29 protein-coding genes are annotated in these 25,574 nt (G+C 69.9%); 11 read left to right on the top strand and 18 right to left on the bottom strand.

Annotated features, from left to right (window positions below):
* Window positions 1-112: 112 nt before the first annotated feature.
* Window positions 113-685 (bottom strand): TetR/AcrR family transcriptional regulator, encoded by a 573-nt coding sequence (locus tag BLW76_RS09140; RefSeq protein WP_091305408.1) that lies wholly within the window; start codon window positions 683-685, stop codon window positions 113-115.
* Window positions 686-781: 96 nt separating this feature from the next.
* On the opposite strand from BLW76_RS09140, the gene BLW76_RS09135 reads away from it, so the two are divergent.
* The gene (locus BLW76_RS09135; RefSeq protein WP_091305406.1) at window positions 782-1,213 is read left to right on the top strand and encodes a nuclear transport factor 2 family protein; all 432 of its coding nucleotides are present in this window, start codon (window positions 782-784) and stop codon (window positions 1,211-1,213) included.
* On the opposite strand, the gene BLW76_RS09130 is transcribed toward BLW76_RS09135, so the two are convergent.
* From BLW76_RS09130 to BLW76_RS09120, 3 genes are all read right to left on the bottom strand, one after another.
* Window positions 1,176-1,964 carry a metal-dependent hydrolase gene (locus BLW76_RS09130; protein ID WP_091305880.1) on the bottom strand — a complete coding sequence of 263 codons (789 nt, stop codon included), beginning with the start codon at window positions 1,962-1,964 and terminating at the stop codon, window positions 1,176-1,178. The genes BLW76_RS09135 and BLW76_RS09130 overlap by 38 nt on opposite strands.
* Window positions 1,965-2,022: 58 nt before the next feature.
* Window positions 2,023-2,376 carry an STAS domain-containing protein gene (locus tag BLW76_RS09125; RefSeq protein ID WP_091305405.1) on the bottom strand — a complete coding sequence of 118 codons (354 nt, stop codon included), beginning with the start codon at window positions 2,374-2,376 and terminating at the stop codon, window positions 2,023-2,025.
* A gap of 218 nt (window positions 2,377-2,594) precedes the next feature.
* The gene (locus BLW76_RS09120) at window positions 2,595-2,903 is read right to left on the bottom strand and encodes a WhiB family transcriptional regulator (RefSeq protein ID WP_091305403.1); all 309 of its coding nucleotides are present in this window, start codon (window positions 2,901-2,903) and stop codon (window positions 2,595-2,597) included.
* Window positions 2,904-3,068: 165 nt separating this feature from the next.
* On the opposite strand from BLW76_RS09120, the gene BLW76_RS09115 reads away from it, so the two are divergent.
* The 3 genes from BLW76_RS09115 to BLW76_RS09105 all read left to right on the top strand — a co-directional run bounded on the left by BLW76_RS09115 (window position 3,069) and on the right by BLW76_RS09105 (window position 4,743).
* Window positions 3,069-3,485, top strand: coding sequence for an ATP-binding protein (locus tag BLW76_RS09115; RefSeq protein WP_091305401.1), 417 nt, complete (start codon window positions 3,069-3,071; stop codon window positions 3,483-3,485).
* Window positions 3,482-4,261 carry a SigB/SigF/SigG family RNA polymerase sigma factor gene (locus tag BLW76_RS09110; RefSeq protein WP_091305400.1) on the top strand — a complete coding sequence of 260 codons (780 nt, stop codon included), beginning with the start codon at window positions 3,482-3,484 and terminating at the stop codon, window positions 4,259-4,261. The genes BLW76_RS09115 and BLW76_RS09110 overlap by 4 nt, the downstream gene beginning before the upstream one ends.
* A gap of 62 nt (window positions 4,262-4,323) precedes the next feature.
* Window positions 4,324-4,743, top strand: a complete 420-nt coding sequence (locus BLW76_RS09105) for an ATP-binding protein (protein ID WP_091305398.1) — start codon at window positions 4,324-4,326, stop codon at window positions 4,741-4,743.
* Here BLW76_RS09105 and BLW76_RS09100 read toward each other — a convergent pair whose 3' ends face one another.
* On the bottom strand, window positions 4,744-5,223 hold the full coding sequence (locus BLW76_RS09100; protein WP_425266002.1) for a MarR family winged helix-turn-helix transcriptional regulator: 480 nt from the start codon (window positions 5,221-5,223) through the stop codon (window positions 4,744-4,746).
* Between the two features lie 48 nt (window positions 5,224-5,271).
* On the opposite strand from BLW76_RS09100, the gene BLW76_RS09095 reads away from it, so the two are divergent.
* Both BLW76_RS09095 and BLW76_RS09090 read left to right on the top strand, forming a co-directional pair.
* Complete coding sequence (locus BLW76_RS09095) at window positions 5,272-6,249, top strand: aldo/keto reductase (protein WP_091305395.1); 978 nt, start codon at window positions 5,272-5,274, stop codon at window positions 6,247-6,249.
* Between the two features lie 18 nt (window positions 6,250-6,267).
* Complete coding sequence (locus tag BLW76_RS09090; protein ID WP_091305393.1) at window positions 6,268-6,906, top strand: nitroreductase family protein; 639 nt, start codon at window positions 6,268-6,270, stop codon at window positions 6,904-6,906.
* Between the two features lie 43 nt (window positions 6,907-6,949).
* Here the strand turns inward: BLW76_RS09090 and BLW76_RS09085 are convergent, their stop codons facing one another.
* The 3 genes from BLW76_RS09085 to BLW76_RS09075 all read right to left on the bottom strand — a co-directional run bounded on the left by BLW76_RS09085 (window position 6,950) and on the right by BLW76_RS09075 (window position 9,133).
* Window positions 6,950-7,684, bottom strand: a complete 735-nt coding sequence (locus BLW76_RS09085) for a 3D domain-containing protein (protein WP_091305392.1) — start codon at window positions 7,682-7,684, stop codon at window positions 6,950-6,952.
* 122 nt (window positions 7,685-7,806) lie between these two features.
* Entirely contained in the window at window positions 7,807-8,445 is a 639-nt protein-coding gene (locus BLW76_RS09080; protein ID WP_091305391.1) for an alpha/beta fold hydrolase, read from the bottom strand.
* A 10-nt stretch (window positions 8,446-8,455) separates the two neighbouring features.
* Window positions 8,456-9,133, bottom strand: a complete 678-nt coding sequence (locus tag BLW76_RS09075) for an HNH endonuclease family protein (RefSeq protein ID WP_091305389.1) — start codon at window positions 9,131-9,133, stop codon at window positions 8,456-8,458.
* Window positions 9,134-9,311: 178 nt separating this feature from the next.
* On the opposite strand from BLW76_RS09075, the gene BLW76_RS50380 reads away from it, so the two are divergent.
* Window positions 9,312-10,343, top strand: a complete 1,032-nt coding sequence (locus BLW76_RS50380; RefSeq protein WP_091305388.1) for a tetratricopeptide repeat protein — start codon at window positions 9,312-9,314, stop codon at window positions 10,341-10,343.
* Between the two features lie 38 nt (window positions 10,344-10,381).
* Window positions 10,382-10,849: a hydrogenase maturation protease gene (locus tag BLW76_RS09065; RefSeq protein WP_091305386.1), complete on the top strand. Its 468-nt coding sequence runs from the start codon at window positions 10,382-10,384 to the stop codon at window positions 10,847-10,849.
* 56 nt (window positions 10,850-10,905) lie between these two features.
* On the opposite strand, the gene BLW76_RS09060 is transcribed toward BLW76_RS09065, so the two are convergent.
* On the bottom strand, window positions 10,906-11,394 hold the full coding sequence (locus BLW76_RS09060; RefSeq protein ID WP_091305878.1) for a very short patch repair endonuclease: 489 nt from the start codon (window positions 11,392-11,394) through the stop codon (window positions 10,906-10,908).
* A gap of 101 nt (window positions 11,395-11,495) precedes the next feature.
* On the opposite strand from BLW76_RS09060, the gene BLW76_RS09055 reads away from it, so the two are divergent.
* Window positions 11,496-12,755 (top strand): DNA cytosine methyltransferase, encoded by a 1,260-nt coding sequence (locus BLW76_RS09055; RefSeq protein WP_091305385.1) that lies wholly within the window; start codon window positions 11,496-11,498, stop codon window positions 12,753-12,755.
* 54 nt (window positions 12,756-12,809) lie between these two features.
* On the opposite strand, the gene BLW76_RS09050 is transcribed toward BLW76_RS09055, so the two are convergent.
* From BLW76_RS09050 to BLW76_RS09040, 3 genes are all read right to left on the bottom strand, one after another.
* A complete protein-coding gene (locus BLW76_RS09050) occupies window positions 12,810-13,793 on the bottom strand; it encodes a NaeI family type II restriction endonuclease (RefSeq protein ID WP_091305383.1) in 984 nt (327 codons plus the stop codon).
* Window positions 13,794-13,831: 38 nt separating this feature from the next.
* The gene (locus BLW76_RS09045) at window positions 13,832-14,545 is read right to left on the bottom strand and encodes an HNH endonuclease (RefSeq protein WP_091305381.1); all 714 of its coding nucleotides are present in this window, start codon (window positions 14,543-14,545) and stop codon (window positions 13,832-13,834) included.
* A 110-nt stretch (window positions 14,546-14,655) separates the two neighbouring features.
* The gene (locus tag BLW76_RS09040; protein WP_091305380.1) at window positions 14,656-15,594 is read right to left on the bottom strand and encodes a LysR family transcriptional regulator; all 939 of its coding nucleotides are present in this window, start codon (window positions 15,592-15,594) and stop codon (window positions 14,656-14,658) included.
* Between the two features lie 83 nt (window positions 15,595-15,677).
* Between BLW76_RS09040 and BLW76_RS09035 the strand changes: the two genes are divergently transcribed.
* A complete protein-coding gene (locus tag BLW76_RS09035; protein ID WP_091305379.1) occupies window positions 15,678-16,979 on the top strand; it encodes an aspartate aminotransferase family protein in 1,302 nt (433 codons plus the stop codon).
* Window positions 16,980-17,032: 53 nt separating this feature from the next.
* Here BLW76_RS09035 and BLW76_RS09030 read toward each other — a convergent pair whose 3' ends face one another.
* From BLW76_RS09030 to BLW76_RS09005, 6 genes are all read right to left on the bottom strand, one after another.
* The gene (locus BLW76_RS09030; RefSeq protein ID WP_091305377.1) at window positions 17,033-18,382 is read right to left on the bottom strand and encodes a cellulose binding domain-containing protein; all 1,350 of its coding nucleotides are present in this window, start codon (window positions 18,380-18,382) and stop codon (window positions 17,033-17,035) included.
* Window positions 18,379-20,010 (bottom strand): glycosyl hydrolase family 18 protein, encoded by a 1,632-nt coding sequence (locus tag BLW76_RS09025; protein WP_091305376.1) that lies wholly within the window; start codon window positions 20,008-20,010, stop codon window positions 18,379-18,381. The genes BLW76_RS09030 and BLW76_RS09025 overlap by 4 nt, the downstream gene beginning before the upstream one ends.
* A gap of 226 nt (window positions 20,011-20,236) precedes the next feature.
* Window positions 20,237-20,527 carry a hypothetical protein gene (locus tag BLW76_RS09020; RefSeq protein ID WP_091305375.1) on the bottom strand — a complete coding sequence of 97 codons (291 nt, stop codon included), beginning with the start codon at window positions 20,525-20,527 and terminating at the stop codon, window positions 20,237-20,239.
* A 79-nt stretch (window positions 20,528-20,606) separates the two neighbouring features.
* Window positions 20,607-21,047 carry a hypothetical protein gene (locus BLW76_RS09015; protein WP_091305373.1) on the bottom strand — a complete coding sequence of 147 codons (441 nt, stop codon included), beginning with the start codon at window positions 21,045-21,047 and terminating at the stop codon, window positions 20,607-20,609.
* Between the two features lie 5 nt (window positions 21,048-21,052).
* On the bottom strand, window positions 21,053-21,625 hold the full coding sequence (locus tag BLW76_RS09010; protein WP_091305372.1) for an RNA polymerase sigma factor: 573 nt from the start codon (window positions 21,623-21,625) through the stop codon (window positions 21,053-21,055).
* A gap of 1 nt (window position 21,626) precedes the next feature.
* Window positions 21,627-22,826 (bottom strand): S8 family peptidase, encoded by a 1,200-nt coding sequence (locus BLW76_RS09005; RefSeq protein WP_167384521.1) that lies wholly within the window; start codon window positions 22,824-22,826, stop codon window positions 21,627-21,629.
* Window positions 22,827-22,909: 83 nt separating this feature from the next.
* Between BLW76_RS09005 and BLW76_RS09000 the strand changes: the two genes are divergently transcribed.
* Window positions 22,910-25,510, top strand: coding sequence for a CHAT domain-containing protein (locus BLW76_RS09000; RefSeq protein ID WP_143060555.1), 2,601 nt, complete (start codon window positions 22,910-22,912; stop codon window positions 25,508-25,510).
* Window positions 25,511-25,574: the final 64 nt, after the last annotated feature.

Here is a 25,574-nt window from a genome sequence, read left to right as displayed (position 1 = left end):
ATCTTCGGCGCCGTCCCGCTCGGCAGCCTGCTCGGCGGCGCGCTGGCGAGCACCCTCGGGATGCGGGCGACGCTCCACATCGCGGCGGCCGGCGTGCTGGCGTCGGCGGCGATCATGGTGTGGTCGCCGCTGCGGAGGCTGCGGGACCTGACGCCCGCAGGCCGTCGATGACCACGCGGATCAGGTGCCCGCTGCCCGGCGCGTACCGCTCGGCCGCGAGGCAGCCGGCGATGAGGGCGCGCAGGTCGTCGCCGTCGATGTCCGTGCGGACCGCGCCTTCGGCCTGGGCGCGGGCGAGCAGCTCGCTCAGCGCCGCGCGGAACTCGGCGCCCGCACCGGCCTTGAAGGCGTGGCCGCCCGACTCGGCGAGGGCGTCGCAGATCGCCCGGTTGAGCGACGCCTGCCGGATGACGCGGACGAAGTAGTCGAGGAAGACCTTCCCGGGTTCTTCGGCGGCGGCAAGCGCGCGGGCCTCCTCGGCGAACTGCTGGATGCGTTCGAGCACGACGGCCTGGAACAACGCCTCCTTGCTGGGGAAGTGCCGGTAGACGGTGCCCGCCCCGACGCCGGCGAGCCGCGCGATGTCGTCGAGCGGCACGGCCAGGCCGTCGAGGGCGAAGGCCTCTTCGGCCGCGGCCAGCACCTTGGCCCGGTTGCGCCGGGCGTCGGCGCGCATCTTCTCCATCACGTTCTCCTCGTTGACAACCGGAACGCGCGCTCCGTATCGTCCTAAGCGGGCCCACCGTTCCGATTCAACGTCCAGTTTGGCAGGAGAATTCCGATGCCGCCCAGCCAGGCTTCCGCCCGCGCCGTGTTCGACCGGTTCCTCGCCGCCTCGGTGGAGAACCGCTGGGACGACCTCGCCGACCTCTACGCCGAGGACGTCACCCTGGAGATGCCCTTCACCCCGCCGGGCGCACCCCGAGTGACGAAGGGCCGCGAAGAGCTGCGGCGCCGCTTCCACGCGGCGGCCGGGTCACGGCGGATCACGAGGGTTGAGAACGTCGTGGTTCACGAGACGACCGACCCCGCGGTGGTGGTGGCGGAGTTCGACCTGCGACAGGAGGTTCGGGGCGAGCCGTTCGTCGTTTCTTACGTCATGGTTCTGACCGTCCGAAACGGACAGATCGCCCACTCGCGTGACTACACGGACACCGCCGCCGCGGCCGAGCGGCTCAAGGCGTGGTCGCCTGCTGGCTCGACGGCGGGATGAACAGCCGCTCGAACGTGCTCACCGTGTAGTCCCACACCCCCGGGACCAGGAGCACTCCCAGCAGCGCGAACACCGGGAAGATCAGCCGCTTCTCGACCTTCTTGCCCGTCCGGAAGCGCAACACCCGGGGCGGGCGGATCTCGTACCAGGTCTCGCCGGCGATCGGGATCGGGAACAGGAACGGGCAGCCGGACTCGGTGAGGGCGTCGCCGAGGCAGTGGGTCACGCAGCCCGCCGCCACCGCGATGCCGAGCCAGCCCGAAATCGCCGCCAGTTCGCCCGCTCGGTCGGGTGGTGCCGTGAAGAACCACCAGGCCACCGCCGCGCCGCTCACCGGGAGCAGCCAGTCGCCCAGTGCGCCCTCGGCCAGCATCAGGCCGAAGACCACCACGCCGACCACCGCCCACGGACCGCCCTGCGTCGTGCCCCACGACGTCAGCAGGCCGAGGCCGGCCGCGAAGAGGACCGTGTGGGACAGGTGGCGGTGCTTGCCGGAGACCTTCTCGTCGCGTGGGCCCTTCGTCAGGGCGTAGAACCCCGCCGAGACGCGGCGCAGCACCCACGACAGCGCGCCGGTCAGCCAGCCCAGCAGCCGGGACGCGCTCGCTCCGGGGTGGTCGAGGTCGGGCAGCAGAGCGAACCCCGCCGTGGTCGCCGCGAAGACGACCGCCTGGTGCACCGAACCGGCCCCGACCGCGGGCGCGATGGCCAAGCCCGCGCACCAGCCGGTCAGGGCGTGCGTCCGCCCCATCATCGTGCCGTCCCCAGGTCCGCGCGGAAAAATCAGTCCGCGGAACCGTAGCGGGCGGTCAGGCTTGGGGGTCCTCCGACACGCTCAGGTGTTCGGCCACGCCGGTGAGCTCGATCACCCGGCTCACCGCGGGGCTCGGGACGACCGCGAGTTCGACGTCCTGCTCGCCGGCCTGGCGTTGTGCGCGGAGCACCACGTTCAGCGCGGAGGAATCGAAGAAGGTCACCCCGGTCAGATCGGCCACGACCCGCTGCGCGCGCTTGTCCGCGATCAGCCCCGCCAGGGCTTCTTGCAGCTGCGGGCTGGTCAGCAGGTCGAGCTCGCCGGTGACCACCACCCGGGGTTCCGTCCCGTCGGTGTCCAGCGTGATGCCGAACCCGGGCGGGGTGGCGTTCTGGTCGGCTGCGGGCATGCAGTTTCTCCTCGTCAGGCGCTGCTCCTGCGCCGGGTACGCGCCTGTTGTCTCAAGCGGCAACCGTGTCACCGTGCCTTCCCAAAGCTCGCGCCGGGCACGGTCAAGGCAACTCCGGGGCCAACCCTAACCCAGGAAGCGACCGCGCCCGCCACGGCCGCCGCCCTTTCGCGTGTACTGCTCACCAGCGATCAAATCCTGCCTGCTCAGCGCGCTTCTCAGTGCGCACTCATCGCCTTCCGCGCCGCCCTGCGCTGGCGCAGGAAGAGCTGCCGTCGCTCGATCTCCCCGAGGCCGCCCCAGATGCCGTAGGGCTCCTGGACGGTCATCGCGTGCTGCCGGCACTGGGCCAGCACCGGGCAGGTCTGGCAGATGGCCTTGGCCCGCGACTCACGCCGCTCCCGCGCCGAACCCCGCTCGTTGTCCGTGTGGAAGAAAAGGCTGCTGTCCGCACCCCGGCACGAGCCGCGCAGCTGCCATTCCCACTCTTCAGCAACCACGTTGGGCAGCCGGCTCACGTCAGCCATGTCGTCCCTGCCTTTCCCCGGATGTCCCGTGTCGAGGACCTACATGCCCGCCGGTGGAGCGGATCAAACCCGGGTTTGGTTTGCTCACACCACGGGCATCTCGCTGACCGGGCGTGGCAGAGACCGCCGATCCCCGGCAGCGCGAGTGCGGAGAAAGGAACAAACGTGGAGGACAACGCCCCGCTCGTCCCCGAAGGCGCGCAGGTCATCGAGGTGCGGACGGCCGCGATCCCGCACGTCGTACCCACGCTGCGCACCATCGTGGCCGACATCGCGATGCGCCAGGACTTCGACCTCGACGCCGTCGAGGACCTCCGGATGGCGGTGGACGAAGCCTGCTCGCTGCTGCTGCCCGCCAGCTCGGACGGCAGGCTGACGTGCGTCTTCTCCTGGAACGGGCCGCGCATCGAGGTCTCCGTGTCGGTGCTGGCCGACAGCGCCGACCACGAGGACGACGCCGGCCTGTCGTGGCAGCTGCTGACCGCCCTCGCGACGACGGCGGAACGCACCATCACCCCGGAGAACGGCCGCTACGTGTCCCGGGTGGACCTCGTCCGGGAGAGCCAGGCGGCGGACTCGTGACCGATCCCGCCGGGAGCAGCGGGGACGACCTCGACGTCGGCGCGCTGTTCGTGCAACTCGCCGCCTCGCCGCCGGACTCGCCGGAGCGGGAACGCATCCGCGACACCCTCGTGCGCGCGCACCTGGAGCTGGCGCGGAACCTGGCCCGGAAGTTCCGCAACCGCGACGAGGCGATGGAGGACCTGGTCCAGATCGCCACGGTCGGGCTGATCCACGCCGTCGACCGGTTCGACCCCGAGCAGGGGACCGACTTCCTGGCGTTCGCCGTCCCCACCATCTCCGGGGAGCTGCGGCACCACTTCCGGGACAACAGCTGGTCGGTGCGGGTGCCGCGGCGGCTCAAGGAGCTGAACGCGAACATCTCCGCCGCGCGCGAGGAGCTCACCGTGCAGCTCTCGCGCGCGCCGAAGCCGAGTGAGATCGCCGCGCGGCTCGGGGTGCCCATCGAGGACGTCTACGAAGGACTCCGCGCCGGGCAGGGCCGCTACGGCGCGTCCCTGGACCACCTGCTGGAGAACGCGGCGCACACCCGCTTCGGGGCGCCGGACGCCGAGCTGGGCCAGGCCGAGCTGCGCGAGGCGCTGCGCCCGATGCTGGAGAGCCTGCCGGAGCGGGAGCGCAAGATCGTCGCGCTGCGGTTCGGCTCGGGGATGAGCCAGTCGGACATCGCCCGCCGCGTCGGGGTGTCCCAGATGCAGGTGTCGCGGCTGCTGGCCGCGACACTGAAGAAACTGCGGTCCGGCCTGGACGAATCCGAGCTGGCCGACGGCACCTGATTAGCCGTTCGGCCGCTTGGGTACTTGGCGGGCGGGACCGAACTCACTGGGAGGGGGACCGGATGACGACGTCGAGAATGCCGCAGCGCGCAGCCGCGGCCGCCGTCCCGCTGAGGGTGCTCCTCCCGGCCGACGTGACGGCCCCGGCGCTGGCCCGGCACGAGGTCCGGGCGGCGCTGCTGCGGTTCGGCGTCCGGGAGCGGCAGCTCGACGACGTCCTGCTGGCGACGTCGGAGCTGGTCACCAACGCCTTCGAGCACGGTGAGCGGCCCCAGCGGCTGGAGATGGACTTCGACGGCGGGCGGCTGACGCTGCGGGTGCACGACACCGGCCGGCTGCTGCCCGAGCTGCGTGCGCCGTCCCCGGCCGAGGCCCGCAGCCGCGGCCTCGTGCTGGTCCAGGCCCTGTCGCTGGACTGGGGCTTCGAACGCTGCCCCGGCGGCAAGTACGTCTGGGCGGTCTTCCAGCTGCCGGACGCCTGATCAGCTCAGTCCCCGGGCGGCGCCGGTCTCCCCGATCCGCTGCCGGAACGGCTTGCGCTCCAGCGCCTCCATGATCGCGTCGAGCAGGGCGCGCAGCGAGTACGGCAGCTCGGCTTCCAGCGCTTCCGTCGCCTCGGTCGTCGCCGTCCACTCCGCCTCGATCAGCGGCAGCAGGCCGCGCGTCTTCTCGGTGAGCGACACGATCCGCTGCCGGGCGTCGGCGCCCGGCTCGAGCGTCACGAACCCGGCCCGGTTCATCTGCGCGACGGTCTGGCTGGCCGCCGAGTGCGTCACGCGCATCTCTTCCGCGAGGTCGCGGATGGCGAGCGGGCCGCGTGCGAGCAGCGCCCGCACCACCGGCGAGTACCGCGGCCGGTAGTCGTCGAGGCCGATGTCGGCGAGGAACCGCGCGATGTCGCCGTCGAGGATCTCGAGGACGTGCCGCATCCGGGTCCCCAGCCCTTCCGGACCCGCAGTCATCGCCATGACGGCCGATCATAGGCGCCGGGCGTGTGCTTGGATCGCGACATGGAGAACCGGAAGATCGCCCGCCTGGGCCGCGAGGTGTCCGTCGTCGGGCTCGGCTGCTGGCAGCTCGGGGCGGACTGGGGCGAGGTCGACGAGAACGACGCGCTGGCCGTGCTGCACGCGGCCGCCGACAACGGTGTCACCTTCTTCGACACCGCGGACGTCTACGGCGACGGCCGCAGCGAGCGGCTGGTCGGCCGGTTCCTGGCCGAGCGCGGGGACGTCTTCGTGGCGACGAAGATGGGCCGCCGGGTCGAGCAGGTGCCGGAGAACTACGTCGCCGCGAACTTCCGCGAGTGGAACGACCGGTCGCGCCGCAACCTCGGCGTCGACACGCTCGACCTGGTCCAGCTGCACTGCCCGCCGACGCCGGTGTACTCCTCCGACGCGGTGTACGACGCGCTCGACGCGATGGTCGAGGAAGGCCGCATCAAGGCGTACGGCGTGAGCGTCGAGACCTGCGAAGAGGCGCTGACCGCGCTGGCGCGGCCGAACGTGGCTTCCGTCCAGATCATCCTGAACTGCCTGCGCCTCAAGCCGCTGGAGCGCGTGCTGCCCGCGGCGGCGGAGGCGGGCGCCGGGATCATCGCGCGGGTTCCGCTGGCGTCCGGCCTGCTCTCCGGCCGCTACACCGCGCAGACGACGTTCGCGGAGAACGACCACCGCAACTACAACCGCCACGGCGAGGCGTTCGACGTCGGCGAGACCTTCTCCGGCGTGCCGTACGACGTCGGGCTGCAGGCCGTGGAGCGGCTGCGCGGGCTCGTGCCGTCCGGTCAGACCCTCGCCCAGTTCGCGCTGCGCTGGATCATCGACCAGCCGGGCGTCAGCACGGTCATCCCGGGCGCGCGGAACGCCGAGCAGGCTGCGGCCAACACCGCGGCGGCTTCGCTTCCGCCGTTGTCGTCCGAGGCGCTCGCGGCCGTCCGCGAAACCTACGACGAGCTGATCCGTCCGCTGGTGCACGACCGCTGGTGAGCCCGGCATGATGGGCCGATGATGACGCCCGAAGAGCTGCTGACCACGACCAGGACCGTCCGCAAGCGCCTCGACCTCGAGCGCCCGGTGCCACTCGACCTGGTCAAGCACTGCGTGCAGGTGGCGCTGCAGGCGCCGAGCGGGTCGAACACGCAGCGGTGGCAGTGGCTGGTCGTCACCGACGCGGCCCAGCGGGCGGCGCTCGGCGGGATCTACCGCCGGGCGTGCCACGAGTACCTGGCGTCCCCGAACGCGGCGGGCAAGCTGTTCGCCGACGACCCGGCACGGGCCGCGGTCCAGCAGCGGGTCGGGGACAGCGTCGCCTACCTGGCCGACCGGATGGGTGACGTCCCGGTGCTCGTGGTCCCCTGCCTGGAGACGGCGTCCTCGGAACTGCCGTCCGGCAACCAGGCGGGGCTGTGGGCGTCGCTGCTGCCCGCGGTGTGGAACTACATGCTGGCGGCCCGGTCGGTGACGCTGGGCACGGCGTGGACGACGCTGCACCTGAAGTACGAGCAGGAAGCGGCGGAGGTGCTGGGCCTGCCGAAGAACGTGCACCAGGCGGCGTTGATCCCGACGGCGTTCTACACGGGCGACACGTTCAAGCCGGCCGCGCGGCAGCCCCTCGAGGAGGTCCTGCACCTCGACCGCTGGTAATCGCCCAAGGGGCACTTTCACGTGAAAGTGCCCCTTGGGGCGGCTAGCGGATGGTGAGGGTCAGACTCTGGATCCCCCAGGCGTCCGCCTGGGGGCCGGGCAGCCAGACGTCGACGATGTCGTCTTTGATCCAGCTCCCGATGTCGGCCGCGTAGCACTCGCCGTAGCCGGGCACGGAGAACCGCGTGCCCCACGGGACGAGCCGGGCGTCGACGGCGCAGAAGCCCGGGCCGGCCTGGTAGCCGAGCGCGGTCTGGGCGACGTCGTTGTAGGCGGTGACGCGGTAGTTCAGCGTCGTGCCCGCCGGGATGCGGTAGGCGGCGAGCCGGTTCGCGCCGTCGAGGCGGTAGGCGGTCGAGATCTGGCCGAGCGAGCCCGGGGAGTTGTCCTCCGCGGTCATCGCGTAGAGCTGGTAGTTCGCGTTCTGGCAGGGGCTCGCGTCGGTGACCGTGAGCGTCGGCTGGCCCCAGTCGCTGATCCACTGGAGGGCTTGACCGTTGCGGAAAGCCCGGTAGGCCTTCGCCCCGGGGACCCGGGCGAACGTGAAGGTGACCTTCCCGTCGCCGCCCAGTCCCCCGCCGACCGAGCCGGGCGCGGGCAGGCGGTTGCTCACGTCCACGGCGCCGACGAGCGTGCCGGGGCCGTGCCCGCCGGTGACCGGGCGGTCGGGGATCGGGCCGGGGTAGAAGTGCCGGCAGGCGGGCAGGGTCGCGGCCTCGGCGGCGGGGGCGACGAGGAGGCTGCTGGCGAGGGCCGCCAGCGCGAGCACGAGACGCATGAAACCTCCGTGGTGGGGACCGGGTGGAGGTGACGCACAGCGGGTTCGCCGCTGGTCAAGACCGTAAGTGGCCTGGACCAAGCAGTCAATAGGTCTAGACCTTTACCCGTCGAACGGCCCAGTCAGAGGTAGCTCACCAGTCGGTCGGCCAGCGGACCGGGGTGGCTGAGCGGTACGCAGTGCGGGCCGTCGATTTCGTCCGGCTCGATGCCGAGCCGCTCGCGCGCCACGCGGCGCTGGAAGTCCGGGACGAAGAACCGGTCGTCACGCGCCAGGAGCACGCGGGTCGGGACGTCCGGGTGCGCCGGGAGCGGCCACGGCTCGTCCCACTCCTTGCTGACCTGTTCGCGCCCGCGTGCCTGGCACGCCTCGGCGAGCGCCGCCGGGACGCCGTTGAAGAACTGCTCGGTCTCGCTCAGCCCCGTCGGCGCCGCGAAACCCGTGTTGCCCCACCACTGCCCCGGCGGCTCGCCCGGCGCCGGGATCATCCCGGTCAGGTACACCAGCAGCCGGGCGCGGACCTTCGCCGCGACCAGCGGCGCGGTGAACCCGCCGTACGAGTGGCCGACGACGGCGACGTCCGTGCGGTCGCCGAGCGCGGCCAGCACCGTCTCGGTGAACTCGGCCAGCCCGGCCGAGCGGTCCGTGATCGGCAGGTCCGGGGCGACCGCGTCGTGCCCGCGGGCTTCGAGCTCCGGGATGAGCAGGTGGAAGTCCCAGCCGCTGCCGCCGCCTCCGTGGATCAGCGCGAAAGTCGTCACGCCGGCCAGCTCAGCAGCGGCGCAGCATGTCGGTCAAGGCGGTCTTCTCGGCCTGCGTGACGGTCAGCCCGTAGTAGTGCTTCACGACGATCCAGTCCGTCGCGTAGGTGCACCAGAACGACACCAGCGGCGGCTTCCACTGGTCGGGCGCCTTGTCGCTCTTCTGCTGGTTGACGTTGTCGGTGACGGCGAACAGCTGCGGCCGGGTCAGGTCGTTGGCGAACTGCTCGCGCTTCTCGGTCGTCCACGACTTCGCGCCGCTCGCCCACGCCTGGCCGAGCGGGACCATGTGGTCGATGTCGAGGTCGGTCGCCTTGGTCCAGGTCTCGCCGTCGTAGATGCTGGTCCACGTCCCGGACGTGGCCTTGCAGTCCTTGTCGGTCTTGACGTCCTTGCCGTCGCGCTTGAGGACGACCTCGCGGGTGTCGCAGCCGGATCCCTGGCTGTCCCAGTGCGGGAACTTCTCGCGCGAGTAGCCGTCCATGGACGTCCGGTCGGCGATGGTCAGCTCGCCGAGCTGCTTCTGGGCGTCGGCCGCGCTGACCGGTACCGGCGCCGACGAGGACGAAGCAGGCGGGGCCGCGCCCGCGCCTCTCGTCGCCCAGTACCCGAAGAGCGCGACGGCCAGAACCGCGATTACCAGCAGGGTTCGCTGCGTCACGCTCAGCCGAAAACTCCGGGCCGCCACGATTTTCTCCTCTCACCTGCGCCGTCGCGCGGCGTAGTGTCGCCTCTGCCGACGCGGGACAACCGCGCCGACACGACGACCTGGCGCGAATGTGACGTCGCCCACCCACGGCGGAGCTGTCACACGGAGCCGATCTTCTGCGACTACCGGAGCAGGACCCATCCGGAGGGAGCAGCCGATGCCCGGCCGGCTCAAGAAAGTCGACGAGTTCTTCCAGCGCAAGGCCGCCGAGGGCGGCAACGTCGTCGCCATGGCCCGGATGGGCGCGGCGATGCGCGAACGCGGCGAGCTGCCCGAGGCCGAGTCGTGGTACCGCAAGGCCGCGATGGGCGGCGACCGCGTCTCGATGACGGCGCTGGCCCACCTCCTCGCCGACCGCGGCGCGCACGAGGAGGCCGAGCGCTGGTACCACGAGGCCGCGCTGGCCGGCGAGCCGCACGGGATGCAGTACCTCGCCAAGTCCTACGAGCGGCGCGGCAAGCGCGACGACGCCCGGCACTGGTACGGCGAGGCGGCCCGCGCCGGCGACCTGCCGTCGATGGCCGCGGTCGGCAGGCTCCTGCGCGAAGACGGCAGCGGCGAAGAGGCCGAGTCGTGGTTGCGCCAGGCCGCGGAGGCGGGCTTCACCGGCGCGATGATCGACCTCGGCATCGTGCTGCGCGACCGCGGCCAGGCCGCCGAGGCGGCCCGCTGGTGGCGGTCGGCCGTGCAGGCGGGCGACCTCGCGGCCACCTGCCAGCTCGGCAGGCAGGCGGAGCGCCTGGGCCGGCCGTCCGACGCGGAGTCGTGGTACCGCGAGGGCGCGGCCGGCGGCCACAGCGAGGCGATCGTCCGGCTCGGGCTGCTGCTGCACCGCCGCGGCGACCTCGAAGAGGCCGAGCGCTGGTACCTCGACGCCGCCGAGCTGGGCGACCCGGCCGCGATGACCAACCTCGGCGTGCTGGCCCGCAACCGCGGCGACGAGGGCGAAGCCGCCGCCTGGTACCGCAAGGCCGCCGAGCACGGCAGCGTCCCCGCGCTGACCAACCTCGGCCACCTCGCCGAGCACCGCGAGGACCTGACGGCGGCGGAGCAGTGGTTCCGCCGCGCCGCCGAGACCGGCGACATCCAGGGCATGCTCAGCCTGGCGCGCATGCTGCGGGTCCGGGGTGCCGCCCACGAGGCCGAGCTGTGGCTCGCGCGGGCGGAGACTTCGCAGGACCAATTCTGACTATTGTGTGATCGAACTCACAGTTCTAGCCTGGACGGATGAGGCCACGAGTCCTGGTCGCGGGCATCGGCAACATCTTCCTGAGCGATGACGGCTTCGGCGTCGAAGTGATCAGGGAACTCGACCGGGCCGGCCTGCCACCGTGGGTGCAGATAGCGGACTACGACATCGCCACGGTCCACCTCGCGTACGACCTGACGGGCGGCTACGACACGACGATCCTCCTGGACGCAACGCCGCACGGCGTCACACCGGGCACACTGTCGTTGACGTCGGCAACGGACACCCACGACCTGCACGGCGACGCGGTCATCCGCCTCCTGCGGCTATTGGGCGGCGACGCGGGCCGAGTCCTGGTCCTGAGCTGCGAACCGGCGTGCGTCGACGGCGGCCTCGGGCTGTCGGCGGCGGTCCGGGCCGCGGTGCCGGCCGCGGTGCGGGTGGTCACCGAGCTGGCTTGGGGCGCGAGCCCGGAGCTGCCGGTCAAGGAGAAGACCGAAGTGTGACCAGCTGCCGCTGTCACTCCTTCCGGTGACTCCAAGGCAAGCGATCAAGCTTTCTGTCAGCCCTCAGCGCTACCGTCGTTCACATGTTCGATCATCGCTGTCACGACGGCGACAGCCTCCCCTATGGGCAAGTGCTCCCAAACTCGCACCACGCGCCAGCCCGCTCGCACCAGAGCTTCGTTGGCGGCTTGGTCGCGCTCGACGTTCCGGCGCAGCTTGGGCGTCCAGTACCACTCGTTCGACGTCGGCTCCCTGCCGTGCTCCGGACACACGTGCCAGAAGCACCCGTCGACGAAGACAGCGACTTTCCTGGCCGTGAAGACGATGTCAGGCCGGACCCGGACACCCTCTGGCAAGTCGAGCCGGAAATCTTTGCGATACCGGTAACCAAGCCGGTGCAGCGCGCTACGCAACGCGACCTCGGGCTTCGTGTCGGCCCGCCGGTTCGCCCGCATGTTCCGGGATCTTCCCTCGCTGGAGGCCGCCGGATACAGACCTCTGGCATGCGCACGTTCCCGGGCATTCCCGCTGTCACGTGACGACACGCTCACCACTCACACGACCCAATCAAGCCGAGCCACCAGTCCGTGGGGGAAGATACCCGACGAGGACTGCGCGTGAGCTCGCTCCACCCGGAAGGCAGCAAATGAAGTACACCGTCGTCGAGATCTGCGCAGGAGCTGGCGGCCAAGCCCTCGGCCTCCATCGCGCCGGCTTCGAGCACAAACTCGCTGTTGAGCTCGACGCAACAGCCGCCAAGACGCTCGAGACCAACTTCGACAAGATCCTCGAGGTGGATGCGAAGGTCGCGGTCGGCGACGTCGCGGACCCAGCCGTCTGGGAGCCGAGGCACTACGCGGGCAATGTCGACCTTCTGGCGGGCGGGGTTCCGTGTCCCCCTTTCACCATCGCGGGCAAGCAGCTCGGCGCCAACGACGAGCGTGATCTTTTCGCGTGGGCCATCAAGCAGGTCGAGGTAGTCCAGCCCCGTGCCCTGCTCCTCGAGAACGTTCGAGGACTCAGCCTGCCGAGATTCGCCGGCTATCGGCAGCACGTGCTCGACCAGCTGGCAGAGTCCGGGTACATCGGAGAATGGCGCCTGCTTCACGCATCGGATTTCGGGGTTCCCCAACTGCGCCCTCGATTCGTCCTGGTTGCCCTCAAGCCGGAAGACGCCGCCTACTTCCACTGGCCGGAACCGCAGGGGGGTGAAGCACCGACAGTGGGCACGACCCTGCGAGACCTTATGGCGTCGAACGGCTGGGAGCACGCCGACGAGTGGGCTGCAGGCGCCAACAAGATCGCCCCCACGATCGTCGGCGGCTCCAAGAAGCACGGAGGAGCTGATCTTGGGCCCACCCGTGCTAAGCGAGCTTGGGCCCAGCTAGGCGTGGACGCGCTCGGCGTGGCCAACGAGCCACCCGGCCCCGGCGACAAGTTCGCCGTAGGCCCGAAACTGACTACCGAGATGGTGGCACGCATTCAAGGCTTCCCCGGCGAAGGGAAATGGGACTTCGAAGGCAGGAAGACCTCGCGGTACCGGCAGATCGGCAATGCGTTCCCGCCGCCGGTAGCAGAGGCCGTGGGCAGAGCCATCCATGCCGCACTCGACCACAAGGGCGAACCAGTCACTCGCGAAACGGTCGAGCACGACCCTGTCTATAAGGCTTTGAAGGGCGCAAAGGGATCCATCCGCGCCGATCAGATCTTGAATGGGCAAGGCGAGCCGCTCGACCTCGGCGAGGTGGAGAAGCGGATCACGATGCTCAGTGCAGACTTCGAGATCAAGATCGAAGTGAAGAATAACGTACCCCGTTACGAACTCGGCGAGTTCAAGGCTTTCACTGGACAAGATGACCACGAACGCCACGAGGTCTTCTTGAAAAACCGCACCCGAATCAGTTGACCTTCACCGGTGATCCGATTCGAAAGTATCGGATCACCGGTGACGCAATTCACCTTACCTGGAGTTTCGCGGAACAAGGGGAGCAGTAACGAGGGGATCAGATTCCTCGGCTCGACGCCAGCGCTTACCCTCGATCTCAGCCGCAGGCCGAACATCACCTGGTTCAGCGGGCACGACTCGGGTTACGACGAACTGGCCTTTCCTCGGTTGCGGCAACCCGAGGGCGGCGATAACGGCGGGATCGTTATCCTGATGCCCGAGCACCAGCAAGCCCTCCTTGCGAAGATTTTCGCGAGCACCGCCATTGCTCCGCATCCGCTTCATCGGGTCGTCGAGCCCCCAGCCAACAGTCTCCACCGTCGTCCGGCTGATGACCTGGTTGTGCAGCTCGCGGCACATCTGAAACAACCTCGCCTGCCCATGACGATTACCCCGCCCGGCGCGGGCGTTCATTATCCTCTGCCGCTTATCCGGCTCCATGTGCAACAGTATGTTGGGCGGCAAGTTCCCGGCGTCCGTCCACAACCAGCGAATGCTTTCCCGGCCGCGCAGGCTGAGGGTCTTTTTGGCGTCCCGGTTGGTACTAGTTCGAAGCCGGTCTTGAGTCATCCGGACCAGACCGGCGCGCCACTCGCTCTTGAAATCATCAGCCCAGATAACTAGGCATATCTGCCCGATGAGCTCAGGCCCGACCTCCCAGCCACCTATCTTCTGCGAGAACTTGCAGTCCACTTCCACACCGGCGATCTTGTAGTCGGTGACACCTCCATCCTCGAACTCGAACTCCCGATGGAGATTGATTTCGACGAGCGTGCCCATGTATGTCTTCTCGGTCTTACGGAGTTCCTCGTAATTCCATCGCCCTCTCCGGCGCCCGTCGAGAAGCTGGTCATAGGTGTCGCGGAGGACTTCCGCCACCCGGCTCCCCGTGGGATCGGCTCGGACGAGGTGGTCTTCCACTGCGTCCAGGTCTGGATCGTCTCCCCTAGCCGGCGGTCCGGCAACAAGGAAAAAGGCTTCATCACTATCGTCAGTCACCGGTAAAGAACATCCCCTCACGGCCCGAGTCCAGCGCGCTATCCAGCGCCCTTCTCGAGGTTCTCGATCATCAGCGATCGTTCAGCAGCGGACAAGCGTCTTATTTCCACGTACAACAAATCAACCTTGGACTTCGTGCGCTCGCCAGCACGAACCCACTCCAGCAGAGTCCGCTTGTCGGCCCGAGGCAGTTTCCGGATCCTCGGAAGGAGCTCCGGCAATGTCACCGGGTCTGGCAGCTCGTCTCGCACCGTCTCGTTGCACCGTGCGCACTCGGTCTGCAGCTCGTTCACGGAAACTTCGCGATCAAGACGCTTTCCCGGTACGCGATGTCCCAAAGTCAAGCGCACACGTCTACCGGGCCGGTCGTCATACATCTCGCCAGCCGCGACCCCGCAAACGACACAAGCCCGCCCATCCCTCTCGAAAACTTGGCGGCGCACGCTGTCCGAAGGAGTGTCTAGCCTCGGCCGGGCCTTTCCCGACCCGGGGTACCAGCCCTTGGCATCCAAGCGGTACTCGTCGTGCCCGAGCGAGGCATCGTCTCTTGCCGATGGAATCTGCCAGCCGTCACGCTGCCTCAGCATCCGAAGACGCCGGTTGAGGTGCTCAGCCTCGTTTGGGCCATCCTCACCGCCGATAGCGGCACGCAATTGACGCATGGTGATGACATCGCCCAGCTCACAGTTGAAAGCAAGCCATGCAGCGAGTTTTTGCTCGTCGCCGAACGGCTGCTTCGTTCCCGGCGCCACACTCAGCTGCCACCAGAGACGCCCGTCCGGGGCGTAAGCCTCGGCGGGATAAGAACGTTGACTCCCCTCCACCCATAGAGATCTACCAGCTACGCGGCTAAGTATCACGCTCAATCACTTTCTGAAGTCGGGCTCCCACGACGGGTAGTCAGCGCGTGCCACTCCGCCAGGTCGGGCAGGTCCGGCGGCTGCCGCAGCGCCTCCAGCACCACGTTCACCCCCGCGCGCAACGGCGTCCCCCGGCGGGTGGCCGCCACGATCGTGCGGGTCACCGGGGTCGCCAGCTCGCGCGTTGCCACCCGGTACCGGCGGTCCACCGCCAGGCCCGGCAGCAGGGCGATCGACAGGCCGGCCTCGACGTGCTGCAGCGTCATCAGGTAGTTGCTGAACCGGCACACCACCCGCGGCTCGAAGCCCGACTCGCGGCACAGGCGCAGCGTCAGGTTCGCCATGTACGACTGCGGCATGTCCAGCGCCCAGGCCGCGTCCGCGTAGGCCGACAGGACCGCCGGGCCGCGGGGTGCGTCCGGCGGTGTCACCAGGACGATCGGGTCCGTCGCCAGCGGGACGATGTCGAGGTCGGGGCCGAGCGGGAGCTCGACGAAGTCGGTCGTGGTGATGATGACGTCGGCGTCGCCGCCGCGCAGGGCCGGGATGCTCTCGTGTGGCTCCAGCTCCAGGAGCTGGACCTCCAGGTGCGGGTGCGCCAGCCGCGTCACCGCCGGGACGGCCAGGGTGTGGATCGCGCTCTGGAACGCCCCGAGCCGGACCAGGCCCACCGGCTCCTCGCCGAGGCTGCGCAGCTCCGCCTCGACCGTGTCCATGTGGTCGAGGATCACCCGCGCCCGGCGGGCCAGCATCAGCCCCGCCGGGGTGAGCCGGACCCGGCGGCCGGTGCGTTCCAGCAGCTGGGTGCGGGTTTCCGCTTCGAGCACGGCCAGCTGCTGCGACACGCTCGACGCGCTCAGGTTGGCGTCCTGCGCCACCGCGCGGACCGTGCCCAGGGTGTCGAGCCTGCTCAGCAGCCGCAGGCGCCACGGGTTCAGCATCCACCGATTGTGAAGCAAAACCGAACACGAAAGCCGGAATCGTGAGATGGACGTGTCGCTCGCCGCGGACTTACCGTCGACGCATGGCTGACAGCTTCTGGGGCGACGTCGACCGGCACCTCGTGCGTTACGGCGGCGCCTTCACCCGCGAGATCATCGACCACGCCGAGGGCAGTTTCGTCTTCACCGAGGACGGCCGCCGGATCCTCGACTTCACCTCCGGCCAGATGAGCGCGATCCTCGGGCACGCGCACCCGGAGATCGTCGAGACCGTTCAGCGCCAGGTGCGCAAGCTCGACCACCTCTTCAGCGGCATGCTGAGCCGCCCGGTCGTCGACCTGGCGCGGCGGCTGGCCGAGACGCTGCCGGCACCGCTCGACAAGGCGCTGCTGCTGACCACCGGCGCCGAGTCCAACGAGGCCGCCGTCCGGATGGCCAAGCTCGTCACCGGCAAGCACGAGATCGTCTCGTTCGCCCGCTCCTGGCACGGCATGACGCAGGCCGCGGCGAGCGCGACGTACAGCGCCGGCCGGAAGGGCTACGGCCCGGCCGCGCCCGGCAACTTCGCCATCCCGGCGCCCAACGCGTACCGCCCGGACTTCACCGACGCGTCCGGCGAGCTGGATTGGCGTCGCCAGCTGGACTTCGGGTTCGAGATGATCGACGCGCAGTCCGTCGGCAGCCTGGCCGCCTGCCTGGTCGAGCCCATCCTCAGTTCCGGCGGCATCATCGAACCGCCGCCCGGCTACTTCGCCGCACTGGCCGAGAAGTGCCGCGAACGCGGGATGCTGCTGATCCTCGACGAAGCCCAGACCGGCTTGTGCCGCACCGGAAACTGGTACGCGTTCGAGCGCGACGGCGTCGTCCCCGACATCCTGACGCTGTCCAAGACGCTCGGGGCGGGCCTGCCGCTGGCCGCGGTGCTGACCAGCGCGGAGATCGAGCAGGAGGCGCACGACCGCGGGTTCCTGTTCTTCACGACGCACGTGTCGGACCCGCTCCCGGCGGCAGTCGGCAACACGGTGCTGGACGTGCTGACCCGCGACCGCCTCGACGCACGGGCCCTCGAACTGGGCTCGGTGCTGCGCCGCGGCCTGGAAGAGATCGCCGGGCGCCACGAGGTCGTCGGCGACATCCGCGGCCGCGGGCTGCTCGCGGGCGTCGAACTCGTGGTGGACCGGGAAACCAAGCGGAGTTCCGACGAACTCGGCGCGCGTGTCACGCAGCGGTGTCTCGAACTCGGGCTGCACATGAACATCGTGCAGCTGCCCGGGATGGGCGGGGTGTTCCGGATCGCGCCGCCGCTGACGGCGTCCGAAGAGGAAATCGCGCTTGGTGTGTCCATTTTGGACCAGGCCATCGGCGACGCCGTCAAGATGATGTGAAAAGGCCTCCTTGCCGGCCCGGGGAGCCGGCAAGGAGGCCGTTCACGACAGCGTCAGAAGCCCGCTGTCACCTTCGTGAAGTCCCAGTCGTTCTGGGCGATGCCGCTGCACGCCGACTGGACGCCGCCGCCGGGGCAGCCGCGGTCGCGGTTGACCGACCAGAACGCCAGGCGCGCGATCTTGTTCGACTTGGCCCAGTTGGTGATCTGGGTCCACGTCGACAGATCGGTCAGCTCCTGCTGGTCGGACAGGCCGTTCATGCCCGAGATGCCGAGGTGGGCGTACGCCGTGGCGTCGTTCCACCCGAACGTCGACTTCAGCTTGTCGCGCAGGCCGTTCGCCGCGCTCACGGTGCTGTTGTACATGTTCGCGCCGCCGCCGAAGTCGAACGGCATGATCGTGAACACGTCCACGTTCGCGCCGAGGGCCTTCGACTGGTCGATGAGCCGGTTCCCGTAGTAGTTGGGGCCGGTCGTCGACGTGCCGAACGTCAGGATCGTCTGGATCCCCGGGTTGTTCTGCTTGACGATCTTCAGCGCGTTCAGGATGCGGTCCTGCACGGCCTCGTTCTCGAACTCGTCGGAGTTCTCGATGTCGATGTCGATCGCCTTCAGCCCGTAGGCGTTGATCACCTGCTGGTAGGCGCCGGCCAGCGCGGCAGGCGTCGAGCAGTTCGGGCCCAGCTTGTTCCCGCTCCAGCCGCCGAACGACGGGACGATCTGGCCGCCCGCCGCCTTGATCTGCGCGATCGCGGTCGCGTCCGCGCTGCCCTGCAGCGGACGGCTGCTGTCCCACGCCGGGTTGCAGCCACCGCTGGCGTTGATGAACGCCATGGTGAACCACTTGATCCCGGTCGCGTTCATCACCGTCTGCGGGTTCGGCGGGCTGCCCCAGCCCATGTAGAGGTACGGCGCGCCGCGGCCACCCGGCGGGGGCGGCGTGGTCGTCGTCGGCGGGGTCGTCGTCGTAGGTGGCGTCGTGGTCGTGGGGGGTGTGCCCCCGGCGGAGCACGAACCCCCGTTCAGCTTGCAGTTCGACGGCGCGACGTACGAACCGGAGTACGTCACGTTGAAGCCGAAGCTCGCGCTACCGCCGTTGGCGACGTTGCCGTTCCACGTGTTCTTCACCGTGACGTGCTGACCGGACGCGGTGTAGCTGCCGTCCCACAGCGACGAGATCTTCGCGCCGCTGGGCAGGTCGAACTCGACGGTCCACGACGGGAGCGTCGAGCCCGAGCCGTTGGCGATCGTGTACTTGCCCTCGTACCCGGTGCCCCAGTCGGAGCCCTTCGAGAAGGTCGCGGACACGCCGCCCGCCGCGTTCGCGGGCGCGATCACGAACATCGCGCCGATCGTGGCGGCCGCGGCCGCCAGCCCGAGTGCGGGCATCCACCGGCGCCTCATGACAGGCCGTTCTTCATCGCGGTGATGAGCTCGCCGCCGGTGGTGTCACCGGTCAGCTCCCAGAAGAACGCGCCGCCGAGACCCTGCTGCTTGGCGTAGGACATCTTGCCGCCGATGGTCGCCGGGGTGTCGTAGCTCCACCAGTTGCTGCCGCACTTGGCGTACGCGGTGCCGGCGATGGTGCCGGTCGCCGGGCAGGTGTTCTTGAGGACCTTGTAGTCCTCGATGCCTGCCTCGTACGTGCCCGGCGCGGCGCCGGTCGCGGTGCCACCCGGCGTGCTCTGCGTGACGCCGGTCCAGCCGCGGCCGTAGAAGCCGATGCCCAGCAGCAGCTTGCTCGACGGGACGCCCTTGCTCTTGAGCTTCTGGATCGCCGCGTCGGAGTAGAACCCGGCGGTGGGGATGCCGGAGTACGACGTGAGCGGCGAGTGCGGAGCCGTCGGGCCCTGCGCGGCCCAGGCGCCGAAGTAGTCGTACGTCATCACGTTGAACCAGTCGACGTACGGCGCCGCACCGGCGTAGTCGGCGACGTCGAGCTTGCCGCCGTTGCTGCCGTCCGCGGAGATGGCCGAGGTGACCAGGAAGGACGACCCGAACTTGGCCCGCAGCGCGGCCATCAGGTTCTTGTAGGCCGCGGCCCCGCTGGTGTCACAGGACAGGCCGCACGCGTTGGGGTACTCCCAGTCGATGTCGATGCCGTCCCAGACGTCCGCCCAGCGCGGGTCCTTGAGCAGGTTGTAGCAGGACTGCGCGAACGCGGCCGCGTTCTGCGCCGCCTGGCCGAAGCCGCCCGAGTAGGTCCAGCCGCCGAACGACCAGATCACCTTGAGGCCCGGGTGCAGCTTCTTCAGCTTGCGCAGCTGGTTGAAGTTGCCGGCGACGGGCTGGTCCCAGGTGTCGGCGACGCCGTCGACGCTGCCCGCGGCGTCGTAGGTCTTCTGGTAGTCGGCGTACGGGTCGTCGTTCGCCGTGCACTGGCCGTTCTTGACGTTGCCGAACGCGTAGTTGATGTGCGTCAGCTTGCTCGCCGAGCCCGACGTCTCGATGTTCTTGACGTGGTAGTTGCGGCCGTAGACGCCCCACTGCACGAAGTAGCCGACGTTCTTCAGCGCGCCCGGCTGCGGCGGCGTGGTGGTCGTCGGCGGGGTGGTGGGCGTGGTCGGCGTCGTCGGGGTGGTGGTCGGCTGTGTCGGGGTCGTCGGCGTGGTGGTCGGGGTGCCGCCGCCGGGTTCGCAGGAGCCGCCGTTCAGCTTGCAGTTCGCCGGCGCCGAGTAGGTGCCGGAGTAGCTGACGTTGAAGCCGAAGCTGGCGGTCGAGCCGTTGCCGACGTTGCCGTTCCAGGAGTTCTTGACGGTGACGTGCTGGCCGGACGCGGTGTAGCTGCCGTCCCACAGCGACGAGATCTTCGCGCCGCTGGGCAGGTCGAACTCGACGGTCCACGACGGGAGCGTCGAGCCCGAGCCGTTGCTGATCGTGTACTTGCCCTCGTACCCGGTGCCCCAGTCGGAGCCCTTGGTGAAGGCGGCGCCGACGCCACCGGCGGCGTTGGCCGGCACGGTGACGAGACCGACCGCGAGCGCGCCGACCGCGGTGAAGAGACCGAGGAGGTGCCATCTCTTTCTGGACATCGCTCTCCCTTGAGCCAGGTTCAGGACGGCGGAAACCGGCACCGCCGGCGGGGACCAGGGCGGTGTTTTTGCGCCGTTTGCGCAAACGTTACGTGGTCCAGACCAATGAGGGAAGAGTCACCACGGAGCGTGGCCAGTGGTCAAGACCAGTCCTCGGTGACGCCACCGGAGTGGTCCAGACCGATTACGCAGCGCAGCCGATCGCACCCGCTGGGCGCCGGCGCGATCACCGCCGGCTGTCGCAGGCGATGCAGCGGTAGCGGCGGCCGACCAACGTCACCAGCCCGGCGACGACGACCCCGCCGACCGCCCAGCACCCGGCCGCGACGATGACGGCCGGGTCCGGGATGTCGCCGTGCGCCGCGGCCGGCACGCCACTGACGGTGACGGCCTTCGCGATGCCCCCGAGCGCGATGGCGATGGCGAGCAGCGCCCAGGACACCGAGATCGTCGCGGCGAAGTAGCGTCCGCCGCAGTTCCGGCAGGGACGCTTCCGGGAAACGGTTGCCTGTGCCATGAGACCCCTCCTCGCCTGCGCACCCGTCGTCCGGCGGGTGCGTGAAGGCGGAGGAGCCGGGCGGCCCGTTGATACCCGGCTACGCGGTGGTCCATTCGGTGACGATCTTCGTGCCGTCCACGCTGCGGCTCAGCAGCCGGAACAGGCCGGCAGGCCGGGGCCGGATCACGAACCACCCGACGTCGTCCACGGTCACGGTCGTGGCGGCACCGTCGCGGGTCTGCACCTCGACCTCGCCGGCCCGCGGGGGCACCACCTGGCCGAGCAGGGCGTCCTCGGTCACTTCGAGCTCGATGCCGGCGTCCCGGGCGGTGAAGGTCATCGTCCGCAACCGCGCCGGTTCCGCCCGCGCGCCCGCGAGGCCGGCGGTGGTCAGCGTGGCGAGCTCGGCGTCGACCGTCCGCATGGCGAACGCCCCCTTGCCGATCTCCACCAGCCGGTCCGGTACCTCCGTGCGAGCGCGCAGCGCCTTCCCCAGGTCCGCAACGAGGGAGTCGTCGTCGTTCCAGTGCGTCGGCATCGTTGTCACCTCCCGGTCGGGCTGACGTCCATCAGGGCCACCACCGCGGGATTGTCCCGCAGCCTGTCCAGGCAGCGGGCCCGGTTGGGGCCCACCCCGCCGATGGGCATCCCGAGTTCGTCCGCGATCTCCCGGTACGGCGTCGGCGGATCGGTGAACAGCAGCGCCAGCAGCCGCCTGCACTGCACCGGCAGTCCGGCGAAGGCGATCCGCAGCGCGAGTTGCCGTTCCTGCTCGATCAGCCACTCGTCGGACGCCGCCGGCGTCTCCCCCCAGAGCCCGTCGTCGTCGACCGGCACCTGGCGCTCGTGCCCCCGCAGCACGCGAAGGCACTCTCGCCGGGCGGTCGTGGCGATCCAGCCGGGCAACGCTGCGGGCTCGCGGATCGCGTCGATCCGTTCGACCAGCCGGAGCCAGACAGTGGCGGTGACGTCCTCGGTGTCCGCGCCGGTGAGGCGGAACCGCCGGCACACCGAGAAGACCAGCGCCGCGTACCGGTCGACGACCTGGTCCCACGCGCCCTGGTCACCACCTCGGGCGCGCTCGACCAGGTCCACCACTGCCGGGTCGTCCCGCATGCTAGGGATTCTGCCGCCATTCGTAGGGCTTCACCACCGGATCCGTTTCGGCCAGCAGCAGGTTGAACGCGTCCTTCGCGCTCACGACCCCGGGCACGGTCCGGGCCGCGACCATCCCGGTCACCTTCGCGGCGGCGAACGAGGTACCGCTCCACCGGGCGAAGCCGGGGAACTTCACGTGCTCTTCGGAGTACTGGATCACCTCGCCGGACAGGTAGGTGGACAGCACGTTGATCGCCGGTGCCGCGCACCTGACCCAGGGCAGATCGGGACTGAAGGAGGCACGGTGCCCCTTCCCGTCGGTCGCGCCCACCGCGATGACGCCCGGGAGCGCCGCCGGCCACATGGGTGCTTTCGCGTGGTCGGTCTCGCCGTGGTTTCCGGCCGCCGCGATCACGAGCGTGTCGGCCGACAACTTCTCGATCGCCCGGCGCATCGCGAAGGGGGCCTTTCCGTCGCCGGTCCGTGATCCGAACGAAAAGTTCACCATGTCGAAACCGCGACCGACGAACGAGACGAGTTTCTTGGCCACGTCCCAGGTCAGTGCGGAAGACTCGTTCTGGTTGAGGAAAAAATCGGTGATCAGAATCGCCGCCGGCGCGTGCGCGTGCACGAGACCGGCGACGAACGTGGCGTGGCCGTTTCCCGCCGACAGGGTCGTCCCGGCCTGAAGAAGCCCCTGCTCGGCCGAGAGGTACGCGCCCGCCAGGTTTGGATGGGCGAACATCTGCGTGTCCAGAATGCCGATCTTGACGTCCCGGCCCGCGGCCGGGTCGGCCACACCGCCGGGAAGCGCCTCGAGCAGGACCTGCTGCCAGGTCGCCGGCCCGTTCGGTACTTTCGGCTCGTTCGCGGCGCCCTTCGTGCCGGGCCAGGTCACGACGTTGGCCACCTGCCTGTTCTTGTCCATGTCCGGCGACCAGCCACCGAAGGCGCGGGCAAGCTGGGCCCGCAGTTCGCCGAGCACGATGTCGATCGGGTCGAGCAGGTCGATCGGGTCGCCGGCCGCCGACTCGGTCAGTGCCTCGACCACCTTGGGCTGTGCCGCCGAGATCCCGGCGGCGCAGTCCGCCACCCCTGGCACGCCGACCAGAGCGAGACCGAGGCGCTCGTCGAGCTCGATCAGATGCGCCCCCGGAAGGTGAAGATGTTTGCCCATGAAGTCGGCGACCATCTGCCAATGCTGCGCGTCGATGATCAATTCACCACTCATCGATCTCCCCTTTCCCTGGGTACAATCACACCACTGCACCTCTCTGGAGCCGCGGACGGCGAGGTTGATACGTGACTGTTGTGCTCGATATCGCCGAGAATGCCGCGCGGCTGGCGGATCTGAACCCGAGCACCGCGGTGAGCGCGGCTTCCGAGGCAGTCCGCCGGGCCGAACGGGACGGCGACAGCGCGGCAGCGTCGATAGCCGAACGAGCGTGGGGCCATTCACTCGTCCAATGCGGTGAACTGGACACAGCCATCCGGCATCTGCGCAAAGCCGTCGACCACGGATTGGCCGCCGATTCGGACGAACTGGTCAGCGAAGCGCGCATCAGGCTGGCCTACGCGTTGATTCTGCGGGGCAGGCCGAAACCGGCTCTCGCCGAGATCGATATTGCCCTGAACAGCGTTCGGGGTGACGCGCTGCCGCGGATACGGGCGCAACGAGGCGCGATTCTGGTGGAGATCGGCCGGCTCGACGAGGCGCTGGCCGACCTCGACTGCGCGGTGCCGTACCTGCGCCGGATCGATGACCGGGTCGGTCTCGCCCGCGCGCTGGTCAATCGCGGGATCGTGCACGGCTGGCTGCACGACTTCGCGGCCGCGGTCCGTGATCTCCGCGAATCGGGGCAGGTGTCGAGCGCACTGGGACGCGGCCTGGCCGTCGGGATCGTCGAGCAGAACCTCGGTTTCGTCGCCGCACTGCGTGGCCACGTGCCGGCCGCGCTGGACCACCTGGCCAGGGCCGAGCAGACCATCGCCGAGCACGGCGGCCAGCTCGCCGCGGTGCTGCAGGACCACGGCGAGCTGCTGTTGTCGGTGGGACTGACCTCGGAGGCACGCGAGTTCGCCGAACGCGCCATCGGCGCCTGCCAGGAGGAACAACGCCGGCTCAAGATCCCGGAGCTGCGGCTGCTCCTGGCGCAGATCGCGTTCCTGGACGGCGACTGGCAGCGTTCGCTCCGGCAGGCCGACCTCGCCCTGCGCGGCTTCAGCCGCCAGCAACGTGCGGAATGGACGGCGCTGGCGCGGCTCGCCCGGTATCGCGCCAAAATCGCCTTGGGACAGGGAGAGCGCATCAGTCTCGCGCTCGTGGCGACCATGGTCGGCACCCTGGCCGGCAGCGGCTGGCCCGCGGCCGAAGTCGAGGGGCGGGTGGTGGCCGCCCAGGTGTCGTTCCTCCGCGGCCGGCGCGGTCAGGGCGGCGAGCAGCTGCGTCAGGCGGCCCTGGCCCGCAGCCGCGGCCCGGCGGCGATCCGGGCGCGCGGCTGGTTCGCCGAGGCGAGGCTGCGCGAGGAGAACGGCGACCCGCGCGGTGCCGCGGGGGCGGCACGAGCGGGTCTGCGGGTGCTCGACGAGCACGCGACGGCGTTGGGGGCGACCGATCTGCGGGTGCACTCCGCGGCCCACCGGGTCGAGCTCACCGAGCTGGGACTGCGGACCGCGCTCCGCGACGGCCGGCCCGCCGGCGTGCTGGAGTGGGCCGAGCGGGGCCGGGCCAGCAGGCTGCTGCACCGGCCGGTGCTGCCCGCGGAGGATCCCGTGCTGGCCGGGCTGCTCGCGCAGCTCCGGTCCGTGGCGGCGGAGATCAGCCTGGGCCGGCCGAGCCCGGCGCACCGCCAGCTGACCCTCGAGCGGCAGATCCGGGACCACTGCCGGCTGCACCCGCCCCAGTCCGGCGGACCGCCGGTCGAGCCGGTCCGGCCGCACCAGCTCGGTGCGGCCCTGGGCGACCGGTCACTCGTGGAGTTCGTGCAGTGGGACGGAATCATGCACGCGCTCACGCTGGTCGACCGACGGCTGCGGTGGCGTCCACTGGGGCCGGTGTCGCCGATCGACGGCTTGATCGAACGACTGCTGTTCGCGCTGCACCGGCTGCCGAGGAAGGGGCCGGCCCAGCCGGCGGCAGCCGCGCTGCTCGCCGACGCGGCCCGGCGGCTCGACGACCTGCTGCTCGGGCAACTTCCCGAGCTGGGCGACCGGCCGCTGGTGCTCGTGCCGACCGGTGTCCTGCACAGCATGCCGTGGTCGGTGCTGCCCTCGTGTCTCGGCCGTCCGGTGACAGTCTCGCCGTCGGCGACCTTGTGGTGCGCTGTGTCCGGCGCGCCGGTCCGTCCTGGAAGGACGGTCGTGGTGGCGGCCGGCCCCGGCCTGCCCGGCGCCAGGGACGAAGCGCTCGCGGTGGCCGCCATCCACGGCTGCGCGCCCATGGTGGACGGCACCGCAACGGTCGACGGGGTCCTCGCCGCGCTGGCCGGCGCAGAGGTGGCGCACCTGGCGACGCACGGCAGCCTGGTCACCGACAACCCGTTGTTTTCCTCGTTGCGGCTGGCCGACGGCCCCCTGATCGCGTACGACCTCGAACGGCTCCCCCGGGTACCGCACACAGTGATCCTCGCGTGCTGCGACGGCGGCCGTTCGGTGGTGCGGACCGGTGACGAGCTGCTGGGGCTGAGCACGACGTTCATGGGCCGGAGCGCCGCCCAGCTGATCGCTTCGGTGGTGCCGATTCCGGACGCGGAGACCGCACCGCTGATGATCGCCCTGCACCGCGGAATCGCCGCCGGCCGGCCGGCACCGGTGGCGCTGGCCGAGGCCCAGCAGGAGATGCGGGACCGAAGCCTGGCCGACCTCGCCGCCGCAGCCGGCTTCGTCAGCATCGGCGGCGAATGACGGCTGTTGTTTCAGCGGGGATGCGGTCCAACGCAAACAGGTCCGGTGCCTCTCGAAAGAGGAA

The sequence above is a fragment of the Amycolatopsis tolypomycina genome, assembly GCF_900105945.1.
GTDB classification, from domain to species: domain Bacteria; phylum Actinomycetota; class Actinomycetes; order Mycobacteriales; family Pseudonocardiaceae; genus Amycolatopsis; species Amycolatopsis tolypomycina.
The sequence above is the reverse complement of the archived record's forward strand: the minus strand, read 5'-3'. Positions and strand labels throughout refer to the sequence as shown.